Annotated in this window: 24 protein-coding genes and 2 pseudogenes; 7 read left to right on the top strand and 19 right to left on the bottom strand. The window is 59.9% G+C overall.

Features of this window, described 5'->3' with window-relative positions; all coding sequences use genetic code 11:
- Positions 1-729 precede the first annotated feature (729 nt).
- Positions 730-1,593 (top strand): septum site-determining protein MinD, encoded by an 864-nt coding sequence (gene minD, locus ACD578_RS27830; protein WP_404295278.1) that lies wholly within the window; start codon positions 730-732, stop codon positions 1,591-1,593.
- 182 nt (positions 1,594-1,775) lie between these two features.
- Positions 1,776-2,435: a hypothetical protein gene (locus tag ACD578_RS27835; RefSeq protein ID WP_404295281.1), complete on the top strand. Its 660-nt coding sequence runs from the start codon at positions 1,776-1,778 to the stop codon at positions 2,433-2,435.
- 68 nt (positions 2,436-2,503) lie between these two features.
- On the opposite strand, the gene ACD578_RS27840 is transcribed toward ACD578_RS27835, so the two are convergent.
- From ACD578_RS27840 to ACD578_RS27905, 14 genes and pseudogenes are all read right to left on the bottom strand, one after another.
- On the bottom strand, positions 2,504-3,394 hold the full coding sequence (locus ACD578_RS27840) for a diguanylate cyclase (protein ID WP_404295284.1): 891 nt from the start codon (positions 3,392-3,394) through the stop codon (positions 2,504-2,506).
- A gap of 297 nt (positions 3,395-3,691) precedes the next feature.
- Positions 3,692-4,459, bottom strand: a complete 768-nt coding sequence (locus ACD578_RS27845) for an ABC transporter ATP-binding protein (protein ID WP_404295287.1) — start codon at positions 4,457-4,459, stop codon at positions 3,692-3,694.
- Positions 4,447-5,190, bottom strand: coding sequence for an ABC transporter permease (locus ACD578_RS27850; protein WP_404295289.1), 744 nt, complete (start codon positions 5,188-5,190; stop codon positions 4,447-4,449). The genes ACD578_RS27845 and ACD578_RS27850 overlap by 13 nt, the downstream gene beginning before the upstream one ends.
- 6 nt (positions 5,191-5,196) lie before the next feature.
- Complete coding sequence (locus tag ACD578_RS27855) at positions 5,197-6,177, bottom strand: ABC transporter substrate-binding protein (RefSeq protein ID WP_404295488.1); 981 nt, start codon at positions 6,175-6,177, stop codon at positions 5,197-5,199.
- A 2,563-nt stretch (positions 6,178-8,740) separates the two neighbouring features.
- Positions 8,741-9,511 carry an ABC transporter ATP-binding protein gene (locus tag ACD578_RS27860; RefSeq protein ID WP_404295491.1) on the bottom strand — a complete coding sequence of 257 codons (771 nt, stop codon included), beginning with the start codon at positions 9,509-9,511 and terminating at the stop codon, positions 8,741-8,743.
- 2 nt (positions 9,512-9,513) lie between these two features.
- Positions 9,514-10,485, bottom strand: a complete 972-nt coding sequence (locus ACD578_RS27865; RefSeq protein WP_404295494.1) for an ABC transporter substrate-binding protein — start codon at positions 10,483-10,485, stop codon at positions 9,514-9,516.
- A gap of 74 nt (positions 10,486-10,559) precedes the next feature.
- Positions 10,560-11,408 carry an ABC transporter permease gene (locus ACD578_RS27870; protein ID WP_404295292.1) on the bottom strand — a complete coding sequence of 283 codons (849 nt, stop codon included), beginning with the start codon at positions 11,406-11,408 and terminating at the stop codon, positions 10,560-10,562.
- 22 nt (positions 11,409-11,430) lie between these two features.
- Positions 11,431-12,783 (bottom strand): LLM class flavin-dependent oxidoreductase, encoded by a 1,353-nt coding sequence (locus ACD578_RS27875; protein WP_404295295.1) that lies wholly within the window; start codon positions 12,781-12,783, stop codon positions 11,431-11,433.
- 38 nt (positions 12,784-12,821) lie between these two features.
- Positions 12,822-13,429 (bottom strand): annotated as a pseudogene (locus ACD578_RS27880) (NAD(P)H-dependent oxidoreductase).
- 354 nt (positions 13,430-13,783) lie between these two features.
- Positions 13,784-14,029, bottom strand: coding sequence for a hypothetical protein (locus tag ACD578_RS27885; protein ID WP_404295297.1), 246 nt, complete (start codon positions 14,027-14,029; stop codon positions 13,784-13,786).
- Between the two features lie 380 nt (positions 14,030-14,409).
- Positions 14,410-14,655: a flavin reductase gene (locus ACD578_RS27890; RefSeq protein ID WP_404295300.1), complete on the bottom strand. Its 246-nt coding sequence runs from the start codon at positions 14,653-14,655 to the stop codon at positions 14,410-14,412.
- Positions 14,656-14,794: 139 nt separating this feature from the next.
- Positions 14,795-15,388, bottom strand: a complete 594-nt coding sequence (locus tag ACD578_RS27895) for an RBBP9/YdeN family alpha/beta hydrolase (protein WP_404295302.1) — start codon at positions 15,386-15,388, stop codon at positions 14,795-14,797.
- 102 nt (positions 15,389-15,490) lie between these two features.
- Positions 15,491-15,952 (bottom strand): flavin reductase family protein, encoded by a 462-nt coding sequence (locus ACD578_RS27900; RefSeq protein ID WP_404295305.1) that lies wholly within the window; start codon positions 15,950-15,952, stop codon positions 15,491-15,493.
- Positions 15,953-16,208: 256 nt separating this feature from the next.
- Positions 16,209-16,661 carry an RrF2 family transcriptional regulator gene (locus ACD578_RS27905; RefSeq protein ID WP_404295308.1) on the bottom strand — a complete coding sequence of 151 codons (453 nt, stop codon included), beginning with the start codon at positions 16,659-16,661 and terminating at the stop codon, positions 16,209-16,211.
- Between the two features lie 1,047 nt (positions 16,662-17,708).
- Here ACD578_RS27905 and ACD578_RS27910 point away from each other — a divergent pair.
- On the top strand, positions 17,709-19,055 hold the full coding sequence (locus ACD578_RS27910; RefSeq protein ID WP_404295311.1) for an LLM class flavin-dependent oxidoreductase: 1,347 nt from the start codon (positions 17,709-17,711) through the stop codon (positions 19,053-19,055).
- 244 nt (positions 19,056-19,299) lie between these two features.
- Here the strand turns inward: ACD578_RS27910 and ACD578_RS27915 are convergent, their stop codons facing one another.
- The 3 genes and pseudogenes from ACD578_RS27915 to ACD578_RS27925 all read right to left on the bottom strand — a co-directional run.
- Positions 19,300-19,866 carry a transposase gene (locus tag ACD578_RS27915; protein WP_404294435.1) on the bottom strand — a complete coding sequence of 189 codons (567 nt, stop codon included), beginning with the start codon at positions 19,864-19,866 and terminating at the stop codon, positions 19,300-19,302.
- Positions 19,752-20,333: a winged helix-turn-helix domain-containing protein gene (locus ACD578_RS27920; RefSeq protein ID WP_404294432.1), complete on the bottom strand. Its 582-nt coding sequence runs from the start codon at positions 20,331-20,333 to the stop codon at positions 19,752-19,754. Before ACD578_RS27920 ends, ACD578_RS27915 begins: the two co-directional genes overlap by 115 nt.
- A 75-nt stretch (positions 20,334-20,408) precedes the next feature.
- Positions 20,409-20,570: pseudogene (locus ACD578_RS27925) on the bottom strand (IS630 family transposase); the annotation flags it as partial.
- Between the two features lie 56 nt (positions 20,571-20,626).
- Between ACD578_RS27925 and ACD578_RS27930 the strand changes: the two are divergent.
- Positions 20,627-21,661, top strand: a complete 1,035-nt coding sequence (locus ACD578_RS27930) for an IS630 family transposase (RefSeq protein WP_404292134.1) — start codon at positions 20,627-20,629, stop codon at positions 21,659-21,661.
- Here ACD578_RS27930 and ACD578_RS27935 read toward each other — a convergent pair.
- Both ACD578_RS27935 and ACD578_RS27940 read right to left on the bottom strand, forming a co-directional pair.
- On the bottom strand, positions 21,649-22,056 hold the full coding sequence (locus ACD578_RS27935) for a transposase (protein WP_404295313.1): 408 nt from the start codon (positions 22,054-22,056) through the stop codon (positions 21,649-21,651). The two genes, ACD578_RS27930 and ACD578_RS27935, sit on opposite strands and share 13 nt — an antisense overlap.
- Positions 22,057-22,090: 34 nt before the next feature.
- A complete protein-coding gene (locus ACD578_RS27940; RefSeq protein ID WP_404295316.1) occupies positions 22,091-22,483 on the bottom strand; it encodes a transposase in 393 nt (130 codons plus the stop codon).
- Between the two features lie 935 nt (positions 22,484-23,418).
- Between ACD578_RS27940 and ACD578_RS27945 the strand changes: the two genes are divergently transcribed.
- Genes ACD578_RS27945 through ACD578_RS27955 form a run of 3 tightly spaced genes read left to right on the top strand, consistent with a single transcriptional unit; the run spans position 23,419 to position 25,898 of the window.
- Positions 23,419-24,258, top strand: coding sequence for an ABC transporter substrate-binding protein (locus ACD578_RS27945; RefSeq protein WP_404295318.1), 840 nt, complete (start codon positions 23,419-23,421; stop codon positions 24,256-24,258).
- Positions 24,259-24,261: 3 nt separating this feature from the next.
- On the top strand, positions 24,262-25,173 hold the full coding sequence (locus ACD578_RS27950; protein WP_404295321.1) for an ABC transporter permease: 912 nt from the start codon (positions 24,262-24,264) through the stop codon (positions 25,171-25,173).
- Complete coding sequence (locus tag ACD578_RS27955; RefSeq protein WP_404295324.1) at positions 25,149-25,898, top strand: ABC transporter ATP-binding protein; 750 nt, start codon at positions 25,149-25,151, stop codon at positions 25,896-25,898. Before ACD578_RS27950 ends, ACD578_RS27955 begins: the two co-directional genes overlap by 25 nt.
- Positions 25,899-26,511 lie beyond the last annotated feature (613 nt).

Genomic DNA, 26,511 nt, shown 5'->3' on the forward strand with positions numbered 1-26,511 from the left:
AGGTGGCCTGAAAAACCAAGAAACTCACTCCCTCCGGGGAGTGAGTGTGTCATCAGACGCAGATTTGCCTTCCGTTGACAGGGGCTGGTGAGTTTTTACTTCTGACGGATCTGCCTACTTTGGATACTCCGCAAGGGTCATACAGAATCATCGCTGTCTGGTGTAAGGCATGCCCAGATGCTGTGCGAACAACCGCTCAAGGACGCCGGCTTCGGGGGATCTCATGCCATTCATTCAGCACCTGGTACCGGCCAGAGCACATGCACGGGATTGCACCTACAATCTGTTCCGGAACAGGCCCCGACCCGAGATTCTTTGTGCCGTGCCGGAGGATCGCCCGGTGCCCGGATTTCTCGATCCGGGTGACTGGAGGTTCGAGCGGGCGCTACGGCCCTCAAACATGTGCCCTCCGGGCTTCGACGAACGGGCCGCCCAGGTGGGCGTGCGGTTTAATGGGTTCTACCTGTTCCAACTCATCGGCTCGTGCACAGAACTGGCGGCTTAAGCCCAAGCTCCTCCGTCTGCCATAGAACGCGTTCACTTCAAGACCTCACAGACTTCTATTAACCGGCTGGTAACCACCTTTGGCGCCGAATGGGCCTGCTTGAGAGGCATGGCCGTCACTGCTCCAGTTTCTTGTGGCCTCGTTCCGTATCGCTGCCCCTCGATCTCGCTTGTGCCTGCGTGGGTGCCGTGCCTCCTCACGGTCTCTCTGGAGAAATGCTAGCGATGAAAAAGCCGAGACATAAGCATTCCAAGGTGAAGACAAAGGCGAAACAAGGCAGGGTGCTCGTCGTGACCTCCGGCAAGGGCGGCGTCGGCAAGACCACCTCCACGGCGGCCTTGGGCGCGGCACTCGCCCAGAACGGGCAGAAGGTGGTCGTCGTCGACTTCGATATCGGCTTGCGCAATCTCGATCTGGTCATGGGGGCCGAGCGGCGCGTGGTCTTTGACCTGATCAATGTCATCAAAGGCGAGGCCAAGCTCGCGCAGGCGCTCATCCGGGACAAGCGCCTCGCCACACTGGCTCTTCTGCCGGCCTCGCAGAGCCGGGACAAGGACAGCCTGACTGAAGAAGGGGTCGCGCACGTCATTGGTGAGTTGCGGGCGCAGTTCGACTGGGTCATCTGCGACAGTCCAGCCGGCATCGAGACGGGAGCCACCCTGGCTATGCGGCATGCCGATGTCGCTGTTGTCGTGGTGAACCCGGAGGTCTCCTCGATCCGCGATGCCGATCGCATCATCGGCATGCTTGATGCCAAGACGGCCAAAGCGGAAAGCGGGCAGCGCATCGACAAGCATCTGCTTCTCACCCGCTACGATCCCGTTCGTGCCCGGCGCGGTGAGGTCATGACGGTGGACACCGTGTTGGAGATCCTGTCCATCCCGCTGCTGGGCATCATCCCGGAGAGCGGAGAAGTGCTGCTCAGCTCAAACGTTGGAGCCCCAGTGACCCTGGGCAGCCCTGACAGTGCACCGGCTCAAGCCTACCTTGAGGCGGCGCGACGGCTGAAGGGTGAGGGCACCGTCATCGTCGACTCGAGCGATAAGCCGCGCCTGTTTCAACGACTGTTCACCCGGCGAGCAGCATAGTCTCCCTCGGTCATCGCTCAAAATGAGAGCTGCTGGCTTCTGAGGTAATCTGTTGTATAGAATGTAGTCTGGTGCCAGACTGGTTCACGAAGATTTTGAGGAGAGGCCTGTGGGCTTCAGCTTGACGTCATGCGCGCAAAATCTTAGGTCCTCACGGTATAAATCTATAATCAGCATATAAGATGAAGCGTAATTCAAAGCCTTTCTCTGTTGAGATCAAGAAGTCCCGTGTTCAAGGTCAGCGTCATCAACTTCTGCCAAGGCGCTTGTTCGCAAACTTTGCGGATGAACCTGCAGAGGTCTTGCAGAAAGAAGAACCTCAAGCTGTCACGGAACCAGTGGTAGCCCCTCGCATCCTGCCGAGCATTGTCGAGCCTGCATGGGGCCGTTCGGAACCCGATGAGCCTATTCGCCGCAGGCGCTCTTCAGGGGACGCTGATCGGGAACAGTTGGAGTTTAATCTGACTCAGGCACCCTCTAAGGATATGAAGCATGCGCCCCCGCTTGTGCTGGCGGTCGCCGAAACGATGTCGCAGACTGCCAATACTAATGTCGCTGAAGCGGACGCGAGGCCTGCCGATGGCGTTCAGCGCGATCAGGGTCAACCCGTGAGATTCAATTCACGAGTTCCCCGAAAGAAGAGTCTGGAAGTTTTTGAACCGGTAACGGCATTCAACCCAACGCTGGGGCCAGAGCCGATCCCAGATGCCGAGATGATTGCGCCAACTTTGGCGACACCGTCGAAGGAGATCGAGTGCAGACTGACCAAGCGTCAGGCTGCCGCTGTTAAACTGCCGAGGCATGAGCGTTGGAAGCGGCGTCTCCATCCTGCCTCCTGGTGAGGCTTTTAGGAGCAGAGGCAAGATAGATACGGTAACTGCTCATCATCTTAGAGACTGCTTCCTTCTCGCTACCTCACTCTCGTGCAGTCGCGGCCGTCTGCTTTAGCATCATACAAGGCCCGATCCGCGCGTTGCAGAATGGTGCTTCTGTTGTCCTGGGGCAGGGCCTCTGTCAGCCCGGCACTGAATGTGTAGGTGAGGTCAATGGCATACCCTTCGATTTTGGCTAGCGGAAAGTCTGCCCTGATGCGGGCTATGGTTCGGATAGCCGCCTCAAGACTAACCGTTGGCAGCAGCACCAGAAACTCTTCGCCTCCGGTTCGACCAACAGAGATGTCGGGACTCAGCCTCTCGCGGCAGACCGAGGAAAAGTGCTGCAGCACCGCATCGCCGACGTCATGGCCATAACGGTCATTGATAGACTTGAACCAGTCAATGTCGATCAGGGCGACACACAGGTTGGAGCCTTCGTGCTTGTACCCTCTGAGGTGCTCATCAAGGATCTCCAGGATATAGCGGCGGTTCGGCAGGCCGGTGAGCACATCGGTCCGCGATGCCAGGAGAGCCGCGTCGTGTGCCTGTCGCAGTGATCTCTCATCGTGCTTCAGCGCCGTGATGTCAGCTCCCACCGTAAGCAACCAGCCATTCGGCAGGATGGTATGATCCATCCAGAACCAGCGGCCGTTGACGAGATCCGTCTGAAAGGACTTGCGCGGAACGATCCGGCGTCGGGCGAGCGTCCTGGCAATGAAGGGTTCCACATCGCCACCATCGATCCTTACCCCTCGTCCGTGCTCATGCGCGTAGCGAAGGATATCCGGGAAGGTGAACGGGCCCTCGTAGTCTCCCAGGAACATGTCCTGGTAGGTCTTGTTGGCATACCGGAGCCGGTCGTCCGCATCGTAGAGACAAATCGCCTGTCCGCTTTCGGTCAGTGTTTCCACCAAATGGCGAAGCATGTCGTCGTTCAGATCAGCAACAAACCCAGGCATTCAATCAACCGTTAACGAATATTGCTAAGATCTATATCAGGTCATAGAGGCTAGTCTATCAGTAGAAGCCCTCATCCCTGCAGGTTCGAGATGTGCCGTTCTCCTGTTAGGGAAGGTGAACGGCCGCGTCTTGGTTCTTTATGTGCCATTTGCAGCCGTCATCGGCCGAGCAGTTTGACCTGCTCGCCACATGAATGCCTTGCAAAGCACCGGCCACTGCCGCGTGCTCGCTTCGAGCTTGCGACGGGTCCTTGACACGCGAGGCTAGATCATTCCGCCATCGGCGACGATATCAGAGGTCAGGCCGTCACGCAGGGCTTTCGCGGTCTTCGCGAGAGCCGCATCTTGGCGCCGGCGCGGGTACGGTCTGTCGATGCGATGCTCCGCCACAATCCGTCCAGGGGATCCTGAGAGAATGATGACCCGATCCGCCAAATAGGTGGCCTCGTCGATATCGTGCGTCACGAACAGGATCGTCTTGCCGGTCTTCTGCCAGATGCGGATGAGTTCGTCCTGGAGGCTCTCGCGGGTGATGGCGTCGAGAGCCGAGAATGGCTCGTCCATGAGCAGAACCTCAGGCTGGACTGCGAGAGCCCGCGCTAAGGAAACACGCTGGCGTTGCCCGCCCGATAGCTCGTGCGGCCACCGCTGCGCCAGATGGCTTAAGCCGACGAAATCGAGCGCACCCTGTGCCTTCGACTTCCGCTCACGACGGGGCGTATGAGGATGCTCCAGGCCGAAGGCCACATTGGACATGACGCGCCGCCACGGCAACAGACGGGAATCCTGAAACACGAATGCCACGGGCCGGCGCTCCGAATTCTTAGCACGAACACGCCACGTGCCGGCGCTAGGACGGACAAGTCCCGTCAGCACGCGCAGCAGGGTGGATTTGCCGACCCCCGACGGACCGACAATGGCAAGGAATTCGCCGCGGCGCACATCCAGCGACAGGCGGTCGAGAACCGTCGTCTTTTGGCCAGCTCTCTCGAAGGCGAGCGAGAGGTCCCGGATCTCGATCACGCTTTCCATCGCAACAACCATCCTTGCAAGGCCACGAAAGCCGTATCAAAGAGTCCGTAAAGGGCCGCCATGGTCAGCATGTAGACCACGACCACGTCGGTCGCCAGGAGGCTCGAGGCCTGCATCATGCGTTGGCCCAGCCCACTCACGCCAAAGATCTCAGCCGCCACCACAGCCATCCAGGCTTGTCCCAGGGCGGTGCGCAGGCCGACCAGAATCCCGGGAGCGGCAGCAGGAAGCAGGATCTTCTGCAGGCGGCGCAAACCGGAATGGAACCCGAAGGCCTCAGCGACCTCCACTAGGTCGCGATCGACGTTGCGGATAGCTCCATGAGCCGCGAAGTAGACGATCCAGAACACTCCGACTGAGATGATGAACACGGCCGCCGACGTGCTGACGCCAAACCAGATGATGGCAAAGGGGACCCAGGCGAGACCTGGGATCGGACGCAGAACCCGCACGATCCAAGCGGTAAAGCCTTCCGCAGTCCGGTACATGCCCGTGATGATGCCGAGCGCCACCCCGAGCCCGGCACCTACGCTCAGACCCGTGACATAATGGCTGAGGCTGCTGCTGACGGCTTTCAGCCAAGCCCCACTTGTGACTTCCTTCAGAAAGGCCGTCGGGATTGCACTGGGACCAGGCAGCATCGCCGGATTGACGAGACCCAGACGCGGAACGGCCTCCCACAACCCAAGAAAGACGAGGAGGCCGACGCACGAAAGCAGGAGAAGGCGCATAAAGGTTTAGTTGCTGTTGGTGGCGCGTTCAAAGAAGCGCGGCTCAAACAAGCCTTCGAACGGCAGCTCCTTGTCGAGGGAACCCAGCTTAACCTGATAGGCTTGCATGAGGCGCGACGACTCGACGATCGTGCGAGGATCGATCTGGAACTTGGTCGCCGGTGAGGAGAGGGCCTTGCGGATCGTTTCGCTATCCACGATCCCCTTGCCGAGAGCGGCCTCCAGCGGCGGGACAGCGCGATCCGGCGTTTTGGCAAGGAGATCTGAGGCCTTCACAAGCCCGCTGACCAATGTTTGAACCGCTTCAGGGTTCTTCTCAAGGAATGCTCCTGACACGGCGACGACCGTTCCGGGCTGGCCAGGGAACATCTCGTCACCGAGAGCCACTAGTTTAATGCCAGGATTGCGTCCCTGCACGATCGTGACGGCCGGCTCGCGAATGGTGGCACCCTCAACAGCTCCTGCGAGAGTGGCTTGCTGAGTGGCATCGATCCCCATGGGAACGATCTCGACATCCGTCTTGTCGGCTTTCGCCTGCTCCCACAGCCAGTATTGCAGGGTCGTGTTCGGCACTGAGCCTGCCGGCTGGGTTGCCAGGCGAGCGGGCCTGCCCTCGGCCGCGCGATAATTCTTGAACGCAGCAGCGTGCGACGTGCCCGGTGTGAAATATTTGGCAAGCTTCGGCGCGGCCACGAATACGTTCTCAGCTGTCGCTGTTGCCGCGACAACGCGCACGTCAACGCCTTTCGAGCGAGCCACGGCCAGTGGCGCAACACCCGCCACATAAATATCAATCGTGCCTGAGGCAAGCGCCTGGATCATGTTGGGGCCGGACTCGAAGGTGGTGACGGTGAGATCGAGGCCACCCTGCTTCAGCCAGCCTTCGTTCTGAGCCACGAACAATGGAGCTGTGCCAATGATCGGGATGACGCCGACCCGGGCAGTGACCGATGCCTTCTGCGCAAGGGCTTGCGAGCCTATGATCATGGCAGTCGCCAGCATGCCGGCGCAGGCGAGGAAGGTGCGCCGCTTCACAAGGCTCGTTCCTCGTACGGAGCCGCTCGAGCGGACCGTGTCATTGGCCAGTTCATTCTCGGTCCATTGTCCCAAGTGGGGCATCATGGGTCTCCATAGGTGGGATGCGTATCGTTGCCCGTGATCGGACCTTTATTGGCTCTGGCAGCTCCTGAGCTCAATGGAGAAAGTGTTCTTTATACCGAACAAAGTCAAGCAGTTGGGATAACAAGTTACTTAGATGATTGACGGGCATCATAGCTGGGATAGCTATTCTCCCGACGAAAGACTTGCATTTTCTCTTTTGCGGCCGGAGCATAGAAAAATCTTCTCTATAGTCAGACCTAAAGAAAGAACATTTTTCTCAGAAGGGTGAGCATGTCGGGATTGCTGGAGCGCCCGTCTGGCTGACGAGTTTGGTGACGAGAACTGATCGGATACGCGACTTCTTTGACGATTTCCGACCGGAAAACGTGCACATCCATGCTGACTGACGATGAAATTCGTCGAACGAATTCTACCCACTAAATTTGGCATTTCCCAAATTCGAAGGACTGAGTTCTTGATCAACATCCATTGATCGGTTCTTGGCATCGTCATCCTTCATGAACCGAAAACGGTGCAAGGATCTACGCGGTCATTTGCATCTTGAATACGATGGTGAGTCCCTAACTCGTTTCGGCAAGCGTCGTTTCTACGATACCATAATTCAAGGAGTGAGATCGAAAATTCGATAGCTTGATCCTTCGAATGCAAGTAAACTTCGACTGGCAACAGGATACGCATTCATGCGAATTTGTCTTGCTAAAACTGCCGAGAATATTCGTCGCCAGATCGGATTGTAATGACTAAATCGGACGGCTCGTACGGTAGAGATGTACCTACATTTGTAAGCTTACGTATGATCTATACCCTACACGGCCGGCACTAATCCAAAATTTTTCGCTTGAAAGTTCAGGTTGGCACGCCACAGTCATTGCCCATCAACTCACCTGAGGGCCTAACGACGCCGACGCGAGCCACGCTGCCTGTAGATTGCACCCAGGATCACTGCGCCGGCGTCTGTCGCGTCTCCGTAGAGACCTAGTCTGATGGCAGTAAGCGGCCCGGTCAGCGATTGCAGCGCCAACTGGGCCTATCCCTACATCCTCGCTCAAGAGGTTGCCATGGATGATTGGCAGCGTACGCCCCGGCGCATTCAACAAGCCCCACGTCAAAGCAACAGGCGGAGTTGTTTGTCATCATGGTTCAAGGGGCAAGGGTGATGATGGATGTCCTCCCTGATCGCAAGTACATCTGCCTCATGGAACTTCAAGCCCCACAAGGCGAGGCTGAGTCTTCCGTCTGGCATCGTTGCAAGGTCGGGATCTATGATGATCGACTCTCTACGCTGCTGTGAGAAGGCTTCTTCTCAAGAAGAGATATCAACAATCATCACAGCGATTTCGGCTCCGATGAGCCCACGAGCTAGGGAGCGGCTTTACGAGCGCGCGGCGCCCGAGCGCACGGGTCGGCAGGTAGAACCAAACCAAAACGCCCCGACTGAGGGCTGTCTTGAACCTCAACCAGGGTGCTCAGCGGAGGGTAGAGCCTCCGCATCTGTTCGGGCTGATACACAACGCGCCCGGTGAGAGAATCCTGACCGGACAAGGTAAACATCCGGTGTCAGGCTGCTGAAACGGGAACGCCCCAGCTGAGAGAGATTCGCTTTAACTCTCAGCCAGAGCGCCCGTGGCTCCCATAGGGGCAACTGCTTGAGCCACGCATTATAGGTTACGCGGTCCCTATCCATCCGCAACTGAGCAAGAGGGGTGGGTCTTTGGTCCTGAAACGCGCACTCTCTGCTTTCAGGAGTAGCCCAGAAAAAGAAACGCCCCAGCCGGGGCCTCTCGCAAACCTCAACCAGGGCGTCTGTGTGCCAAGGGAACTGACACAAATCGGAAGTGGCGCACCTGGCTCGATCGTCAATACCGCTCTACCGCGAGTACAGGATCGGTCCTCGTCGTTCCATGCCACCAGGCCGCTTAATTGTCACGGGTGAGAAGCCCCGGGGAAGAGACATCTGAGTTCTTCGTGGTTCGTTTGGCTCATCCGGATCCGATCGTCAAACGCCTTGAACAAGGACTGCTCTGCTGGAGTGAGTTGCGCCGACATTACTTTAATTCGAAGCTGGTGCAAATCCTCAGCGAGCGAGTTCCTAATTTCACTCGCCACCTTCAAAAGATGATGGTCGGGAAGTGCGGGTCGATTATTAGACGCAGCTGCGTCAAAGACTTGGAGGCGGCTCAAAACTCTTGTCGCCATGTTGAAGGTAAGTGCGAGGGCGCGACGCTCGTCAGCTATCATCCTCTCGCGCGTGAGCCCAAGAGCTTCCATTAGCGGAGATGGCGCCTAAGAGGCTGGCTTTCGGGCTCTACCGCATCATTGTGCTTGCTCTTGGCGTCGAGAAAGAACCTCCCATTTACGATTGCTGCAGCCTCCTGATCATGCGCAGTCTGGAGCAAGCAAGTGCAACAGAAGCAATCCCTGACCGGGTCTAATGTAGCCCGAACTCGGCTAAGAGAGACTGCCGCAGTGAGACGAAGCGAGGATCGCTGCGGTCGCGGGGGCGCGGAAGATCCACCTCGATGGTGCGGATGGCACTGCCCTTGTGCTTTGGCAGGATCAGGACTCGGTCTGCAAGATAGACCGCTTCTTCGAGATCATGGGTGACAAGCACCATTGTCACATGCTCCTCCGCCCAGATCCGTGCAAGTTCCTCCTGCATCGTCATCTTCGTCATCGCGTCGAGCGCTCCGAGAGGTTCGTCGAGCAGGAGCAGTTCCGGTTGCACCGCCAACGCCCGGGCGATGCCCACCCGTTGCGCCATGCCTCCGGACAATTGGGCAGGATAGGCCTCCGCGAATTCGAGAAGTCCTACCAGTCGCAAGTAGCGGCGTGCCCGCTGCAGGGTCTCCTTAGCGGCAAGGCCGCGGATTTGAAGGGGAAAAGCGACATTGCCCATCACCGTGAGCCAGGGCAGAAGACGTGGCTCCTGGAAGATGACGGCACGATCGGACCCCACGCCGCGAATGGGCGCGCCGTCAATCAGAACGTCGCCGCCATCAGCGGGCTCCAAGCCCGCAAGAATGCGCAGCAAGGTCGTCTTGCCCGAGCCGCTGGCCCCGACGATCGCCACACACTGGCCGCTGCCGACATCAAGGTCGAGACCTCGCAGCACGTCGAGGTCGCGCCCGTTGAGTGAGAAGGATTTGGAGAGGCCCCGTATGGAGACCTCTCCGCGTCCGGTGGTCTGTGCCTCGGCCATCATCAACCTCCGCTTGCAACCGTCTCAGGGGCGTACAGGATATCCGACGCCTTGAGCTGTCCATCGGCCAGCTTTCCTTTGCGAACCAGCACGTCGATCCAGAACTGCAGGTCGCGATCGACTGCGTGGCCTCCGGGCCGCACGCCGTAACCCGCAAAGTATTTTGCAATGTCCGAATTCTCGCCCCGGGACTTCAAGACGCGGGCCAGGATCTCCTGCGTCTTCTGTGGGTTTTCGCGTGCGAAATCGAGCGCCTTCGCGGAGGCCTCAATGAATGTCTTGGCCGCTTCTGGATGCGCTTTCGTCCAGTCCCGGCGGAGCACCACGAAGCCGCCGGCGATTTCCCCTAGGACGGCGGTGTCGTCGAAGATCGGGCGCAGGCCGCCATTCTGGCGCGCCGCGCCCTCGAAGGTTGTCTGCCAGTAGCCGAAGGCGGCAACATCCACCTGTCTGGAGCGCAGCACCTGCTCAAGCTGCGGGCCCGGGACGACGACCAGGCGCGCCGCATTCTCGGGCAGGCCTTCGGCATGCAGGGCCTCTCGCACGGTGTAATCCAGATGCGCGCCAAGCGTGTTGACCGCCACGGTCTTGCCGACCATGTCCCTCACCGAGCGGATGGGACTGCCTTCGAGGACGTAGAATATGCTCCGAACCTGATTGTTGATCCCATTGCTCGGATAGGCCGCGACGAAATCATTGCCGCCGGAGATCGCGTTGATCACCGCCGCAGTTGCGGCACTCCCGATCTCCACGTTCCCGGATGCCAGAGCAAACAGGGACTCGGGGCCGCCGCCGGAATAGCCGATGTTTTCCAGCACGATTCCCGTTCCGTCGAAGTAACCAAGTTCGGCAGCCAGTTCGTGGGCCGAGACGCCACCGTGGCTGGCAAGGTAGCGGAGCTTCGCCGTCCCTTCTGCAGCGTGCACCGTTCCCAGGAGCGCGGTGCTGGCGAAAAGCGCGGCCGCTGAGCGCATCGCCAGGAGAGTGAGATGTCTGCGGGTGATGTTCATATCAGTATGCCCTTTCGATTGAGGATGGACGGGTGATGTCATTGGTTCAGCCGGTTCCAGCGGCAGAGCCGGCCTTGCAAGCGCTCCAGCGCGTAGTTTGCGCTCAGTCCCAGGATCGCTAGCAACAGGATGGCCGCGAACATCAGCGGGATCTGGAAGTTGTACTGGGCATTCATGACCTGAAAGCCAACGCCGCTGTTGGCGCCGATCATTTCAGCGGCGATCAGAAGAAGCAGGGCGGTGGTCGCGCTGAGCCGCAGGCCGACGAAGATGGACGGCACCGCGCCCGGCAGCACCACGCGACGGAAGATCGTCAGCCGTGACGCCCCGTAGACGCGGGCCATCTCAATGAGCTTGGGATCCGCCTGCTTCACGCCGCCGATCGTGGCCAGGAGCGTCGGGAACAGTGTGGCCCAGAAGATCACGAAAACCTTAGAAGCCTCGCCTAGGCCGAGCAGAAGGATGAAGACCGGATAGAGCGCCAAGGCCGATGTCTGCCGGAACAGTTGCAGGATCGGGTCGAGGCTGCGCTCAACCGCCTTCACCTGACCCATGAACAGGCCGAGCGGAATGCCGATGACGACGGCTGCCGAGAAGGCGATGCCGGCTCTCTGCAGGCTGATGGCCACGTCGTCCAGCAGAAATCCGCCGACCAAGCCGCTCCAAAGGGCCGCAACGATCGTATTGAGCGGCGGGAAGACCGCGGGGTTCAGCCAACCGACTGAACTGGCCACTTGCCAGAAGACCAGGAAGCCGACGAGCACGCCGTAGCGGGTGCCGATTTGGATAAGGCCGGCTGTGGCTTTTTCGGCAAGTCCCGAGACAAAGGCGATGTCAAATCGGGTTCGACGGTAGGCATGGCCCTGCTCTGTATCGATCATAGACATGACTGAATCCTTTTCCTGGGCCCTACTCTGCGGCCTGAACCGTATGTCTTGCGGCGGCCCAGCGGTTGTGCGGATAAGGAAGTCCGAGGTTGTCCCGAAGTGTGCGGCCCTCGTATGCCGTGCGAAACAGTCCGCGCCGCTGCAGCTCGGGGATGACGAGCTCGATAAAGTCCTCAAGCGCGGTCGGCAGCCAGGGCGGCAGGATGTTAAAGCCATCTGCTCCTTCGTTCTCGAACCACTCCTGCAGTGTATCGGCGATCTGGGTTGCAGAGCCGACCACTGTGAAGTGGCCGCGAGCAGAGGCGACCCATTGATAAAGCTGCCGGATGGTGAAGTTGTTCTCGTCGGCGATCTGCCGAATGAGCGCCTGCCGGCTCTTATTCCCTTCCGTAGGTGCTGCGGGCGGAAGAGGGCCGTCGAGGTCATAACCCTTGAGGTCGAGCGTACTGCCGGTGAGGCCGTTCAACAGCGAAATCCCGTCCTGCTCCAGGATCAGGCTGGTCAGGCGGTCATACTTCTCGCGAGCTTCTTCTTCGGTTCTGCCGACAAACGGCGAGACCCCGGGCATGATGAGAATGTGGCGCGGATCACGGCCGAGCCCTTGCGCGCGGGACTTGATGTCCCGATAGAATTCCTGGGCCGTCTCCAGCCGTTGATGCGCCGTGAAGATGACTTCTGCAGTCAAGGCGGCAAGCCCGCGGCCGTCGTCGGATTGCCCAGCCTGCACGATCACAGGATGACCCTGCGGGGACCGTGGCACGTTAAGCGGCCCCTTGACCTTGAAGTGTTCGCCACGGTGATCGCTGACATGTAGCTTGTCCGGATCAAAGAACGCGCCGCTCGCCTTATCGCGGATGAAGGCGTCGTCCTCGAAGCTGTCCCAGAGCTTCTTGACTACGTCGACATGCTCCTTGGCGCGGGCATATCGAAAGGCGTGCGGATGCTGCTGATCAAGGTTGAAGTTGTGGGCTGCGGCCGCCGTTGCTGTTGTCACGACGTTCCAGCCGGCCCGGCCGCCGGAAAGGAGGTCGAGGGACGCAAACTTCCGCGCAAGGTTGTACGGCTCTTCATAGGTTGTGGAGGCCGTTGCGATAAATCCGATGTGGGAGGTTAGCGGCGCCAGTGCGGAGAAAAGCGTCACAGGTTCCAGTCCCGCCACCTTTGCGCTGCCGCCCTCGGAGCCTCCGCCGAACGACACCGCCAACCCATCGGCGAGAAAATAGGCATCGAACAGGCCGCGCTCGGCAGTGAGCGCGAGCTGCTTATGGAATTCGAAGCTGGTGGCGCCGTCCGCCGGCTGATCCGGGTGACGCCATGAAGCGATATGCTGGCCGCCGCCGGGCAGAAAGGCACCAAGCTTGATCTGTCGGGTCAAATCTGACTTCTCCTGGTGGGCTGGGAGGGGAAGGTGGGTCACGAGTTGACAGCGACTGCTTCTGCAGTACCGCGCCAGCGTTCGGTCTGTGCCGTGAACACCACGTCACGGTCGTCCCGCTGCAGATGTGGCTCGAATTGCTCAACCGCGCGGTCCAGTCTGTTGATGAGGCTTGGAGAGACAAGCTGGCCGTCCACGAAGTCTCGCTCCGAGGCGTAGACGCCTGTGGCGAGCGTCTGCGCCTCAAAGAACGCGAAGAGCGGGCGCAGATGATGATCGATCACCAGAGCGTGTTTGTCTCCTCCTCCCGTGGCGGCCAAAAGAACCGGCTTCCCGGCAAGTGCCGTTGGATCGATCAGGTCGAAGAGATGTTTGAAGAGGCCTGGATAGCCCCCTTGTAGACTGGCGTCGCAACGATCAATGCCTTGGCGCCGACAATATCGTCGACCAGCTCGCGCTCGGATCCAGTGAGGTCCTTGAGATCACGTGCGCCGGCAAAATCTGGCCCCACCTGCGACAGATCGATGACTTTGGACCGCCCCCCAAAGCGAGCTACAGTGCGAGAAACGGCCTCTTCAACGAGGCCACGAGTGCGAGAGGGTACGCTGAAACTACCGGCGAGGCCAACGATATCGAGCTTGGACATGGGCGTCTCCTTCTATAAATCTACTAACAAAGTAGACTAATAGTGGTTCGCATCCTGTGTCCATTTCATAGTTGCTGTTGAAAAGAGAAGAGATTTAGCGTGGATCGCGAAGGGGAGAGGATGATTGGCCTCTCCCCATTCCTCAGCGGATGCCCCGGCGGGCCGCCAACGATAGTGGCATCCGGTGACGGTCCGTGTTCTACATGCTTGAGGCATGCCGAAGGAAGCGGGCGCGGCACTCGTGCGGAGGGGGGCCCGGAGTAGTTGAGTATGTGGCCGCAATTCATCGGTCACGTTGCGTCGATCGCGGCCCGCAGGCTCATGCGTCCGGATAGCTGAGCAAAGCCAAATCATCTAGGCGAGGCTGAACCCAATCGGGATAGTAGCGGCTGAGAGCTTCGGGGGCTTGGTGATCTTGTGGAGCGTCGCGATGGGGCCGCGCCCGGAAGCGCGTCGATTGGCCCGGTCTTGGCCTGCATCGAGCAAGGACCATGGGTCCTTCAGGCCCAGTCCATGGCGCTCCTCGCGGTAGTAGCCGGTTGCGAGGATCGCAAAAATGAAGAGGACGAATCGTGCCGTCAGAAAGCGTCCCTTCGACACTAGGATTATGGGAATAACGCATTCCTGCTCGACTACGCGCAGGTACGGTACTGCAGGGACCGTTTGTGGGGCAGCCCTAGAGAGGGCTCCCTCCGGAAGGCTGCGCTTAAGGCAAATCATCAACCGCCAAGATCACTCCGGACGGCTCCCCGAAAGAAGACAAGCGGTGGTCGTGAGGAGTCCGCACGAGAGGCAATAGCAATGCCGATCACAATAGAAATATCGCCACGCTGAATGACGTCATCGACCACACAGTCGAAGGCGCCGAGAGCCTTTTGAATACCGGCGCACCGGTCACCAGGGTGTTCCACTGGCCCCCGAGGAAGCGGTCAGCCCCTGAAATGCGTCTGCAACCGCGTCTGCTCCGGCCGGCAGGTAGTTCACCGCGAAGTGCGACGCGAGAGAATCGCGCTGAGCGCAGTCGCCTCCTTATTGATCGAGTTGAGAATCGTTGGCGGGTCGGCGGTGACGTGCGCAGCCGAAAGCCCCAGCAAACCGGCCGGGCCGTCTTCCCCGTGAGCGGTCACAATCGTGATGCCAGTCACCCTCTCAGCAAGGGTCTGCCAGAAGATTTTAACGTCGACCGGCGGCAACGCGGCCGAATTGATCGTTGTCGTCATGCTCATCACAACGTCCCGCAAGGTTGCCACAAAGGCGGCAGATACGGGCGCATCTCGCCTGACCTCATTGCCACGTCCGGCTGCACCTCGGACTCCTTCGCAGTGTCCGACAGCAGACGGCTCGAACCGCATCCCTGCTCAGCGCTCACGGCGCAGAATGTCTCGAACCCGTCGACGGCCGTGACAGGGGCAGTTGCGCGAAGGCATGCTGCCGGACCTGCAAGCGGGCAAGCCAAGGAAGCCCCTCCGGCCAAGCGCCATGGCCGCTGGCAACGTTGATGTGCCCGGCATCTCCGGCATCGACGAAGGCTGCTTCCCACAGATTGGCGATGATACGGGCACGCTCCTGCGCCATGTGGGGGTCGGTTCGGCTGGCAACCAATATGGCTGGAAAGCCGAAGGGCTCAATCGGTAACGGGCCAAACGAAGCGATCCCAGGTACGCGGGAGCGCCGCAAGTCGGGATCGGCTGGTGCGACCAGCAGGGCACCTCCGATGTCCAGGTCTGGATGGCGCAGGGCCAGATGGGCGATCAAGGTCGCTCCGAGACTGTGGCCGACCAGAAGGGCACCCGGCCTTCGCTTCACGTGGTGGACCAGGACCGCGAGCCAGACGTCGAGATCCGGTGCATCCCAGTGCTCCTGCTGGACCCGTTCTACATCGTGCAACGCGGCTTCCCAGCGGCTCTGCCAATGTTCCGGCTCGGAGCCCTTGAAGCCCGGGATCATAAGAATTGTCATAGCTGATCTTCCTCAAGTGCCGAGAAGTATCAGGTTCGAGGCCAGAGCAGTCAATGAAACGCCTTGTCAAATTCAGGGCGATTGATGGAACAGCAATCCCGATTAGGTTTCAGGGAGAGAATTTTCTTCCGAACGCGAGCGTTCATCTTTGTCGAACAGCGGTCGAATACCAGCACCGTGCTGGAGGGCCTCGTCCAGCTTACTATAACCGCCGCGCCAGTACAGGAGGACGCCTGCTGCATCATCCCCACGAATCGCCTTCACGCGACTGATCAGAATCGTGTGCGAATGGCGGTCGATCATCTCCTCTGTCTCGCAATCGAGAATCGCCAAGGCACCGTTCAGGACAGGCGCGCCGGTGATAAGCCGCGTCCAGTCCCCCTCCTGAAACCACGCCTCGCCCTTGATCCCGCCACGGCCAGCGAAACGATCCGCAATCGATCGACGCCGGATCGACAGGATGTTGATAGCGAAATGACGGACCTTCGCGCTAACTAGCCAAGCCGACGCACTCCGATTGACACAGATGAGCGCGGATGGAGGCTGAACCGACAGGACCGTCAACGAAATTGCGGTTAATCGGTGCCGACGCCTCCGGCCGAGGCCGTAACAACACTGACTGCGCCAGCGACATTGCGCATCACTGCGCGGAAAGCGGAGGGCTCGATATCAGCGGGCCCTAGGCTAGGGACAGTTTGTTCATAGTGACCGTCCCTTGACTGCGGAGACGATAGGCACACGCGACGCGGCGCAAGTCCCTGGGACGGGCAAATATAGTGTCACATAAAATTGGTTTAGTAATTTAGTAGACCAACATCCGTCATGCTGTTCTGGATTTGTTGGGCTGAAAGCGTGATGGGGTGCGTTTGGCGAGATCGGCAACGGTGGTGTTATCAACGACCGAGGCGATGGCATCGCGCACTTCGCTCATGATCGAACGAACAGGACATAACTCGATTTTGCCGCAATCGTCACAGGCGCGGAACGCGGATCGGCTGGCGCACGCGATCGGCGCGAGCGGACCCTCAAGCGCGCGGATGACTGCGCCGACTTTGATGGTCCGGGCCGGCTTGGCCAAGGCATAGCCCCCGCCTGGGCCCTTCTTACTCCTCAACATGCCGGCATTGCGCAGATCCAGCAGGATGGCATCAAGGAATTTCTTAGGGATGCTGTTCGTTTGGGCAATCTCTGCGACCTGAACCGTCTCTCCGGCGTCAAGCCTTGCGAGATGAACAATTGCCTTGAGCCCGTATTTGCCCTTGTTGGTCAACACCCCTATACCTCGGCCCTCGTCGATATTAGATTATGTCTATCAAATAAGCATATTTCAGCAATGGTTTTTCCGTTCCCGGCTCAGAAAGGGATCAATTTTAACACTGTGGTCTGCGAGACGCATGCTTCAGGGAAAGCAAGCTCGCACCAGGAAAGACAGCATCGCCTGACTGCGAGGTTGGTCCGGGTTCTCACAGCTCGGCTAGGCAGCGGGGGCATTAATCCAGCCTTTCAATGCTTGTCGATCAGTCATGCACGACCGCCTCCCGATGGGAGTTGTTTATGAGGCGAGAATGAGAAGATAGCCGAGCCCTGCAACTCCTCGGCCTTCCTGTTGGGAGCACGGCTGAAGAGTATGAACTGCAGACCAATGCGCGCCAGCACGCTTGCTATAGTCTGAAAGCAGGACGTCGTTTGCAGCAGCACCGCCCAACAGCCGCCCATATGCCTTATTAACCCGGCGGTTTGCATGCCGCTGGATCGACTATGATCGTCAGCCCCTCACGAGAGCAACTCAACAACGCCGAACCGCTTGGCCAGCCACAGTGGCTTCCGGCGATGCCTTGCGGGTGCCGATGAGAGTTTCAGGCTCAAAGCCGCGATCAGCCATATCTCCCGGCTGCACGACAACAGTGAGGTCAGCCGCACCATTTCTCCTCTGATCAGATCGACAGCCAACAACATTGACCCGCTCAAGCAATCAATCAGAGCCTGCCGGCGATGGGAACGCCCAATGGGCGACTCGTTCTTTTTGAAGAACGATAGAGAGAAGACTATTCTCTCTGTCATTCGCGGCACTAAGTATAAATTAGCTGCCATAACCTAATTCTGAGCTGCGGGTGGGCTGATCTGACTAGTCTTGGCCTCCCGCGCAAGTTTAGTTCAATATTCTCTTGTTTGAGTTCTTTATAAACAACATTTCTCTTGACCGAGTTGCAACGCCCCTGGCATCGTTCAACGACATCGCGTTGTCGATCAATCTGGCTCGAAGAGGCTGCGACACCTTTTGTCGACTTTCGGAGCCGACCAATCTGAAGCGAGGGTTTCCATGTCCAATCCCAATCGCAAACTGATCCTGAATCTCTTCATCTATCCTGGTGGCCACCATGAGGCAGCCTGGCGGTTCAAGGAATCCGAACCTGGGCGAGTGCTCGACATCAGCTACTATCAGGAACTCGCACAGCGCGCAGAGGCTGCAAAGTTCGACGCGATCTTCTTCGCCGATGGGCCCTCACTGCCGGAGAATGTCCGCTATTCCTCTCGTCTTCGCTTTGAGCCCATTACCTGGCTCGCCGCGATCGCAGCAGCGACGCAGAAAATTGGGCTGATTGCGACAGCCTCGACCACATACACCGAGCCCTACAATCTCGCCCGACTTTTCGCCTCACTCGATCATCTGAGCAAAGGGCGCGCTGGGTGGAACATCGTCACCACAGGTGATGCCGGTGCTGCGCAGAACTTCGGCTTGCCAGAGCACCCCCCGCATCGTGACCGCTACGAGAAGGCGCGCGAATTTCTTGAGGTCGTGACCAAGCTCTGGGACAGTTGGGAGGACGGGGCGCTCGTTGCTGATCCCGAAAGCGGAGTCTTTGCTGATACTGACAAGGTGCACAGCATCGACCATATTGGCAAGCATTACCGGGTCCGCGGGCCGCTCAACATCGCGCGTAGTCCCCAGGGGAGGCCGGTCTACGTCCAGGCGGGCTCGTCTGACGACGGCCGCTCTTTCGCGGCCCAGCACGCCGAGGCAATCTTCACGGCACACCAAACGCTGGCGAGCGCGCAGTCTTTCTATGCCGATATCAAAACCCGTGCTGCCGCGCTCGGGCGGCGGCCGGACCACATTCGCGTCCTCCCGGGCATCAGTCCCTATCTCGGCTCGACGCAGGCCGAGGCCGACAAGCTGGAGGAGGAGCTTAACGATCTGGTTCAGCCGGCCGCTTCGCTGGAGCAACTCAAGCGGATGATCGGAGTTGATCTAACAGGTCATGACCTCGACGCACCGTTTCCGCGCCACCTCGTCGACACGGGCGGGCTCAAGGCCGTCGCCAGTCGGTTCCAGCTTGTCGTCGACATCATCGACCGCGAGAAACCGACCATCCGTCAGCTGATTCAACGCCTCGCCGGTGGACGTGGGCATTGGGTGTTGGCTGGTACACCCGTGCGCATTGCCGATGCGATCCAGACCTGGTTCGAACAAGGCGCAGCCGACGGATTCAACGTGATGCCGCCTTGGCTGACCGGCGGCTTCGACGCGTTCGCGTCCGAGGTCGTTCCAATCCTGCGCAAGCGCGGGCTGTTCCGGGAGGAGTATTCCGGTGATACGCTGCGCGACCATTATGACTTGCCCCGGCCGAAAAGCAGCTATGCACTGGCGCAGAGGAAGAGTGCCTGAGACTGGCGACCACCATTCGGCATCTTCGAGGACGCTCTGCTATCCGTAGTTGGCGCCGGAGCGTCCGTCTTACCGATCAGCGCGACGGGCTTGGATCCATCCGCTTGAGCGGTGCGATCTCGGACCATGCCCTGTTTCTGGGTCAACGGTCGCAACGGGCGGCGGTCTCCACCGCCTGATGCATCATCTCGGTACCGTGCATCGGAATGCTTCAGCAACAGATCGATGGGCCGGCTAATGATCTTCACGAATGTCCTGTGACGGAGAGGCCTGCGTGTCGAAAGAAGCTGACGATCATCTTGGGTCGTCGCTGCAGGCGGACGAACTCAAGACGCACCAGACGGTGCAGGTCGTCGACGGATCCGGGTAATGCATTCTCCATAGCTCGCTTGACGAACGCATTGCACTGCTCCTCCGGATTGAGTTCGGGTGCATAGGCCGGCAGGTAGGCGATTGCGAAGTCCTGCGCATGAGCCGCGATGAAGGCAGTGGTGACCTGTGATCGATGGGCGTTGAGCCGATCCCAGACCACCAGCAGCGGCGTGCCGATTCTGCGCCGAAAATACCGCAAGGCCGAGATCACGGTCGGGCTCGTGACGCTGGTGCGGAAGTGGCGGGCATACAGCCGCCCGTTTGGGGTGATCGCCACGATGCTCGACACCTCCCGCCGCTTGCTCAGGCGCCGCAGCACCGGGGTCATCCCACGCCGCGCCCAGGTGGTGCCCGGTCGGGCCCGGAAGCTGTGACCCGTCTCGTCCCAAAGAAGGAGCGTGCGGCCTTCCCGCTGGGCCTTCTTTTTAAAACAACCCACTCGCGCTTGGGCCAGACCGCGATCACGAGCTCGTCGCGCTCCTTAGCCCGGGTGGCGGGACGCTGCACGCTGAAGCCATGAGCCTTCAGCGGCCGCTCCAGATAGCGCGGATGGTAGTGAACGCCAAACTCGCGCTCGACCAGCGCTGCGATGCGCTGGAGGGTCCAGCGCTCGGTGGCAAAGCCCGCCGCCATGGCGCCCCGATCCAGAAGCCGTCCCAGATGGGCCCAGGCCGCCTCATCGAGCCGGGGCTCTCGTCCTGTTCGGACGCGGGTGACCAATCCGCGCCGGCCCTGCTGAGCCAGGGTGGCGGCCCAACGGGAGACACTGGCGCGACTGACACCCAGCTGCCGGGCAATCTCGGCCTGGGAGAACCGGCCCTGCCCCAACAGTCTCGCGGCCGCCAGACGGCGCTCCTCCATCTGCTCCGGTGTCAGATGCGCCGGACGCCAAACGATGTCCTCCATCGCACACCTCCTCACGAGGATCGACACCGCCCTATGTTACACCACCTTCGTGAAGATCATTAGAGCATCGGACGGTTACACGGACGCATATCCGGCTGCCTTGAGGAAGTTCCAGCACTCCTGTGGCTCGAAGAGATTGCAGATGTCGCCGAGCGCCCGCCAGAGCGCCTCAAAGGTTCGGGCTTCAGCTTTGCGCATGTGCGCCTTGATCTTGGCGAAGGCCTGTTCAATTGGATTATTGATCCGGCTTGGGTGCTCTTGAAATCTGCGGCTGGGTGATCCAGTTTGACGGGATGAAACATGTTGACATGCGCAAGCTGCCCGCAGCCGCGCAAGAGGAGCGCCGCCGGCAGGTGATCGGCCTGCGCGAGAGCGGTCTGACGTATGATGCCATCGCCGCCCAGGTGGGCCTGACCCGCACCGGCGTGTTCGATATCTGCCGCCGCTTCGCCGAGCAGGGTCTGGCCGGACTGGCCAGCGGGCCGCGCGGCCCGGCGCCCGGCACGGGACGGTTTCTCGAGGCCGAGCAGGAAGCGCAGGTCCGCGCTCTGATCCGCCGGCACACGCCCGACGACCTCGGCCTGCCCTTCGCCCTATGGAGCCGGGCGGCGGTGCGGATGCTGATCGAGCGCCACTGTGGGGTCCGGCTGGCGGTGCGCACGATGAGCACCTACCTGGCGCGCTGGGGCTTCACGGCCCAGAAGCCGCTCCGACGGGCCTACGAGCAGTCGCCGAAGGCGGTGCGGCACTGGCTGCGGCAGGACTATCCGGCCATCGTGGCGCAAGCCAGAAGAGAGAAGGGCTCGATCTTCTGGGGGGACGAGACCGGCCTGCGCTCCGATGATGTGCGCGGCCGCAGCTTCGCCCCGCGGGGCCGCACCCCTGTCGTCCGCCCCAACCACAGGCGCGCGGGGCTGGGCCTGATCTCGGCTGTGACCAACAAGGGCGAGCTGCGCTGGATGGTGCTCAATGGTGCCGTCACGGCCCCGAGCCTGATCCGCTTTCTCGGCCGGCTGATCGAGGATGCCAACGGCAAGGTGTTTCTGATCTGGGACAACCTGCCGGTCCATCGGGCCCGGGCGGTGCAGGACTGGTTGGCTGAGCGCCCAGAGCAGATCGAGGTCTTTCACTTGCCTCCCTACAGCCCAGAACTCAACCCGGACGAGGGCCTGAACGCCGACCTGAAGCACGCCGTGACGCGCAAGCCGCCGGCCCGCAGCAAGCCCGAACTTAAGCGCGCCATCATCAGCCACATGCGCCGGCTCGCCAAGTTGCCCGACCGGATCCGCAGCTACTTCAGGCATCCATCTTTCCGTTATGCCGCGTAATTCAAGATCACCCAAGCCGGATCAATAAGATCGGGCGAATAAGCCGGCAGGAACAGAAACCAGGCTCCTCTTTGCTTCAGACACTGCACGGCCTTCTCGCTCTTGTGGGCCGCTAGGTTGTCGAGGATCACGACATCGCCCTTGCGCAGCGTCGGCGCCAGTTGCGTCTCGATGTAAGCCTCGAACGCTAAACGGGTGATCGGGCCATCGATCACCCAGGGCGCACTCAGTTCGTTGCACCTCAGCCCGGCGATAAAGGTGTGCGTCTTCCAATGGCCAAAGGGTGCGCTCATGCGCAGCCGCTGACCCCGGCGCGAGCGCCCGCGCAGGCGCGTCATCTTGGTGTTGACGTAGGTCTCATCCAAGAACACCAACCGGTGCGGCTCTTGGCGCATGCGAGGCTGACGGTGGGCATGCCAGACCCGGCGCTCATCCCGCACGTCGGCGCGTGCGCACTCCGCCGCCATCAGGCATTTTTTTATATGAGAAGCCGCGCCGGCACAGGAAACGCGAGAGCATTGCGGGAGCCGCGACAATCCCGTGCTCGTCCAGCAGCCTTGCGGCGAGCTCAGGCATGGTGATGGCCGGCTCGGCCTCGACGGTCTGGACCAGGAAGCTCTTATAGACCACCAGCTTGCCGCCTCCCGGCGGGCGGCCCTGACGGGCTGGCGCGAGGGAGCCGGAGTGCCGCCGGCGCTGCATCAGCTTGATAGCGCAACTGTCACTGACCCCAAAGTGGCGGGCTGCTGCCCGGCAGGAATGGCCTGCCTCGACAAAGGCCGCCACCCGCACGCGCAGATCCAAGGAGAAGCTCTGGGTCATGATCCACCTCCTGTTCTCAGAAGGGAATCACACTTCAGCCCAGGCCGAAACCTCTTGAATCTGCCTTTCAGTCCGATGCTCTAGAACACCCTGGGCCACAAGCAGTGAGTACGCTATCCGCAGTTCAGGCTGAAGGGCTCTCGCACCCATAGGCTCAATGTGGCACAAGGGCGTTCTTTGCATTCGTCAACAAACTCGGGAGCACATGCACTCCACCTCGATAGAGAGCCAAGCTAAACGTTGCGAAGTTCCGGCTCATGGCAAAGACACATCTGAACCGCTGCGCCTCGAGTAGCAGGAGTGCGATACGGAGGTCCCAGAGCCATGAGCCTCGGTGTCATTCAAGATAAGAAGTGCGTAGCGATTACAGCAAACTCGAGGAACCAAAGCGCCAGATGGAGCCCGCGTCGACTCAGCACTGAAAGAACGAGTTGCTTCACCCTGCCTTCCCCGGTCAGGAGTCTCCTTGTCAGCCAACACGCAAGCATCGGCGCGGTGTCATGCGCTCGCAGTTGATAGCCAGCACTAAGGCCACCACCGATCACCAGGAAAGGCAGGCGCTTGCGGGCCGTCAAGCGACCTCCCACCGCTAACCTAAAAGATATTCTCCTCACGTTCCGCTTTCGGTTAAAACTATTCTTCAATGATCTCAATATTAGACTATTAATTCCATAGACTATTCTGATTACCAACCATACCTTGGAGTCTCAATTGCGCCCAGAGCTCATATGGGGACCAGAATGAAAGCATATTTGCGCCTACCGGCCGCTATCCGATACGTTCTATTGACGGCCCTCCTGATGACCGGAGCAGCCGTTGCCGAGCCTCTCCCCGACAATGCACCTGTCCCAGACAAGATCGCCCCAGGGACCAAGCTGGTCATCGGCGATCCGCAAACCCGGGTCGCGCTCACTCTTTCGGGCGAACTGGGCAAGTTGCCGTTCCAGGTCGAGTGGGCCAACATCTCGGGCGGCCCGCAGACAATCGAGGCTTTCCGATCCAAGGCGCTGGATATTGGTTCAGTCGCTGATATTCCTCCGATCCACGCGCAATGGACTGGCTTGGATGTTAAGATCGTCGCGGCAAAATTCCGCCTCGATCCAGTGGGTCATCCTATCTACGTCATCGCCGCCGCACCGCATTCCGGCGTCGAGCAACTCGACGACCTCAAAGGCAAGAGAATAGCCTTCAGCCCTGGGCAGGCTCAGGGTGCGCTCGTCCTACGAGTCTTGAAGAAGCTAAACTTGCAGCGCAGCGACGTCCGACTCATCGAATTGCCGAGTGTCGGTGACGCCTATGTCAATGCACTGGCGAGCAAGCTCGTCGATGCCGCGCCGGTTGCGGAAGCAAACAAGCAGCGCTTCATTCAGAACTACGCCAAGGATGGGGCTAAGGCGCTTGCCCACGGTCTGCGTGACGACCCGGCTTATCTGTACGTGGTGAAATCCTCTCTTGAGGATCCTGACAAGGCAGCAGCCATCCGCGCCTATGTCGCGGCATGGGGTCGTGCCACGAAATGGATCGAGACGCATCCCGAAGAATGGATCAAGGGATACTACATCAAGGACCAAGGCCTGAAAGAGGACGCTGCCCGGTTTCTGGTGGAATCGAACGGCCAGCCGGATGTGCCACTCGATTGGAACGGGGCGATCGAACGCCAACAGGAAACGATCGACCTGCTCGCGGAAGAACTGAAGAAGCCGGTCTTGAAAGCGGAAACCCTGTTCGACCGGCGATTCGAGACAGTTGCCGGCGCCGCCTATCGGGGAGAGTGAACCATGGTGGACCTTTCGATCCCAAACGCCGATTCTGCTCCCGATGTATCACGGCACCAGCAATGGCACAGAAGGCCGAGCCTTGGCCGGATCCAATCCTCGCCATTGATTACGAGCAACCGGACCAGGCGCCAGCGGCGGCGCAAGCTCGGACCAGGTCCGACCATCCCTTATGGTGCCGCGATTGGCCCTGCGCTACTTCTCATCGTGTGGAGCATCGGCTCGGCCACCGGCTATATTGACGATCGCATCCTGTCAGCACCATGGACTGTCGCACTGACCGGCCTTGAACTGATCCAAGATGGCCGCTTACAGGAGAATCTCTGGACCTCATTCGTCCGTTCCTTCTGGGGTCTCTTCTGGGGCATCGTCGCTGGAGCGTCGCTTGGTGTCATCGCCGGCCTGAGCCGAATTGGCGAGTATCTCGTCGACGGTCCGATCCAAATCAAGCGCGCTATTCCTGCGTTGGCCCTGATTCCTCTCCTGATGCTCTGGTTCGGCATCGGCGAAAGCATGAAGATCCTAACCATCGCACTGATCACGTTCGCGCCAATCTATATCCAGACCCATGACGGCCTGCGCTCGACCGATGCCCGCTTCATCGAGCTGGCCGAGACGCTCGACCTTAGCAACCTGCAGTTCCTGCGCCATGTCGTGCTTCCTGCAGCTCTGCCGGGCTTCCTCCTTGGCCTGCGCTTTGGCGTCACCTATGCCTGGCTGGCGCTCGTCGTTGTCGAACAGCTCAATGCCACCAGCGGCTTGGGCTATATGATCAATCTCGCCCGCACCTACGGGCAGACCGAAGTCATCATCCTGTGCCTTGCCGTCTATGCCGCGCTCGGCTTGAGCTCGGACTGGCTGGTACGCTTTATCACACGAAAGGCTCTCCCATGGCGAAAGATCTTGGCGGACTGATCCAGGAGCCTGCCGTGAAGGTGCGCAGGCTCAGGCGCCGGTACGGCGAGCGCACGATTGTCGACGGCGTCGATCTTGATATCGGCCGTGGCGAGTTCGTCGCTCTGCTCGGTCGTTCGGGCTCCGGCAAGAGCACAATCCTGCGCGCACTCGCTGGCCTTGACCATGACATTCCAGGCTCAGGCCAAGTTGACACTCCCGACGCAATCTCGGTCGTGTTCCAGGACGCCCGGCTGCTGCCGTGGAAGAAGGTCATTGACAATGTCACGCTCGGATTGAACGGAAGGGCCTCCCGCGAGCGCGCGCTTAAGGCTTTGGGAGAGGTCGACCTGGCCCCGCGCGCGACGGCTTGGCCGATGCAGCTTTCCGGCGGCGAACAGCAGCGCGCTGCCTTGGCACGTTCGCTCGTGCGCGAGCCTGAGTTCCTTCTGCTCGATGAGCCTTTCGGAGCGCTCGACGCTTTGACCCGGCTGCGGATGCAGGCCCTTCTGCTCGACCTGTGCGCACGTCACCAGCCGGCTGTTCTGTTCGTGACCCATGATGTCGACGAGGCGATCCATCTGGCTCAGCGCATTCTTATTCTCGATCAGGGCCGTTTCACGGTGGATCTGGAAGTCAACTTACCGTCTGACAGACGGCAGCGCGAGCTACGCTTCGCGCAACTGCGCGCTCAGCTGTTGACCAGCCTCGGCGTGACTGAGACGGAGCTGCGCCGCGTCGCGTGACTGAAATTGGAGCAAAACTCAAAGAGTGAAAGCTCTCAGCTGATGGTGCCTGCGCAACTACGGGCTGTCGCTGAAACAAAGCAAGTACTGCGCCTCAAAGGCCTTCAACCGGATCATCAGGGCCACTCGCCGAGCGCTCAGGTCCACCTCCCTCCGTGGGAGCCCCAGGATGACGCTCACCATGATCCCTGGAGCGCTTTGGCGCTCCAGGGATCATGCGGCCCCACAGGGTAAGGACCAGCCGGCAAAGTTCAAATCGCTGCCAAGCTGCATGGTTGGTCCGTCTGGCTGAAAGTTCCGAGTACACCTGTTGTGATCTGGCCAGATTCATGGAACGGGGCTACCGGCCCCGCAAGGTCCGATACCAGGTTGCGGAAGAGTTTTTCTTTCGCTCACTTTCCGACAGTCAGTCATTCGCGTCTGGGTGACGAATAAACAATTCTGTTCCCGTTGACGACGTCATGAGGCCAAGCCATTTTCTCAGGGTCTCAGAGCTCGATACGGCATTCGAGACCGCGGTGATTTGAAGTGAACCGCTTGCGCCGCGAAACCAAACGCTAAAGCGTCACGATGCGTCTCATGCGCCTCGTGATCCCATCGAAGGATTGCGATC

Origin of the sequence: Microvirga sp. RSM25 (assembly GCF_044784385.1) — a bacterium.
Classification (GTDB): Bacteria; Pseudomonadota; Alphaproteobacteria; order Rhizobiales; family Beijerinckiaceae; genus Microvirga; species Microvirga tunisiensis.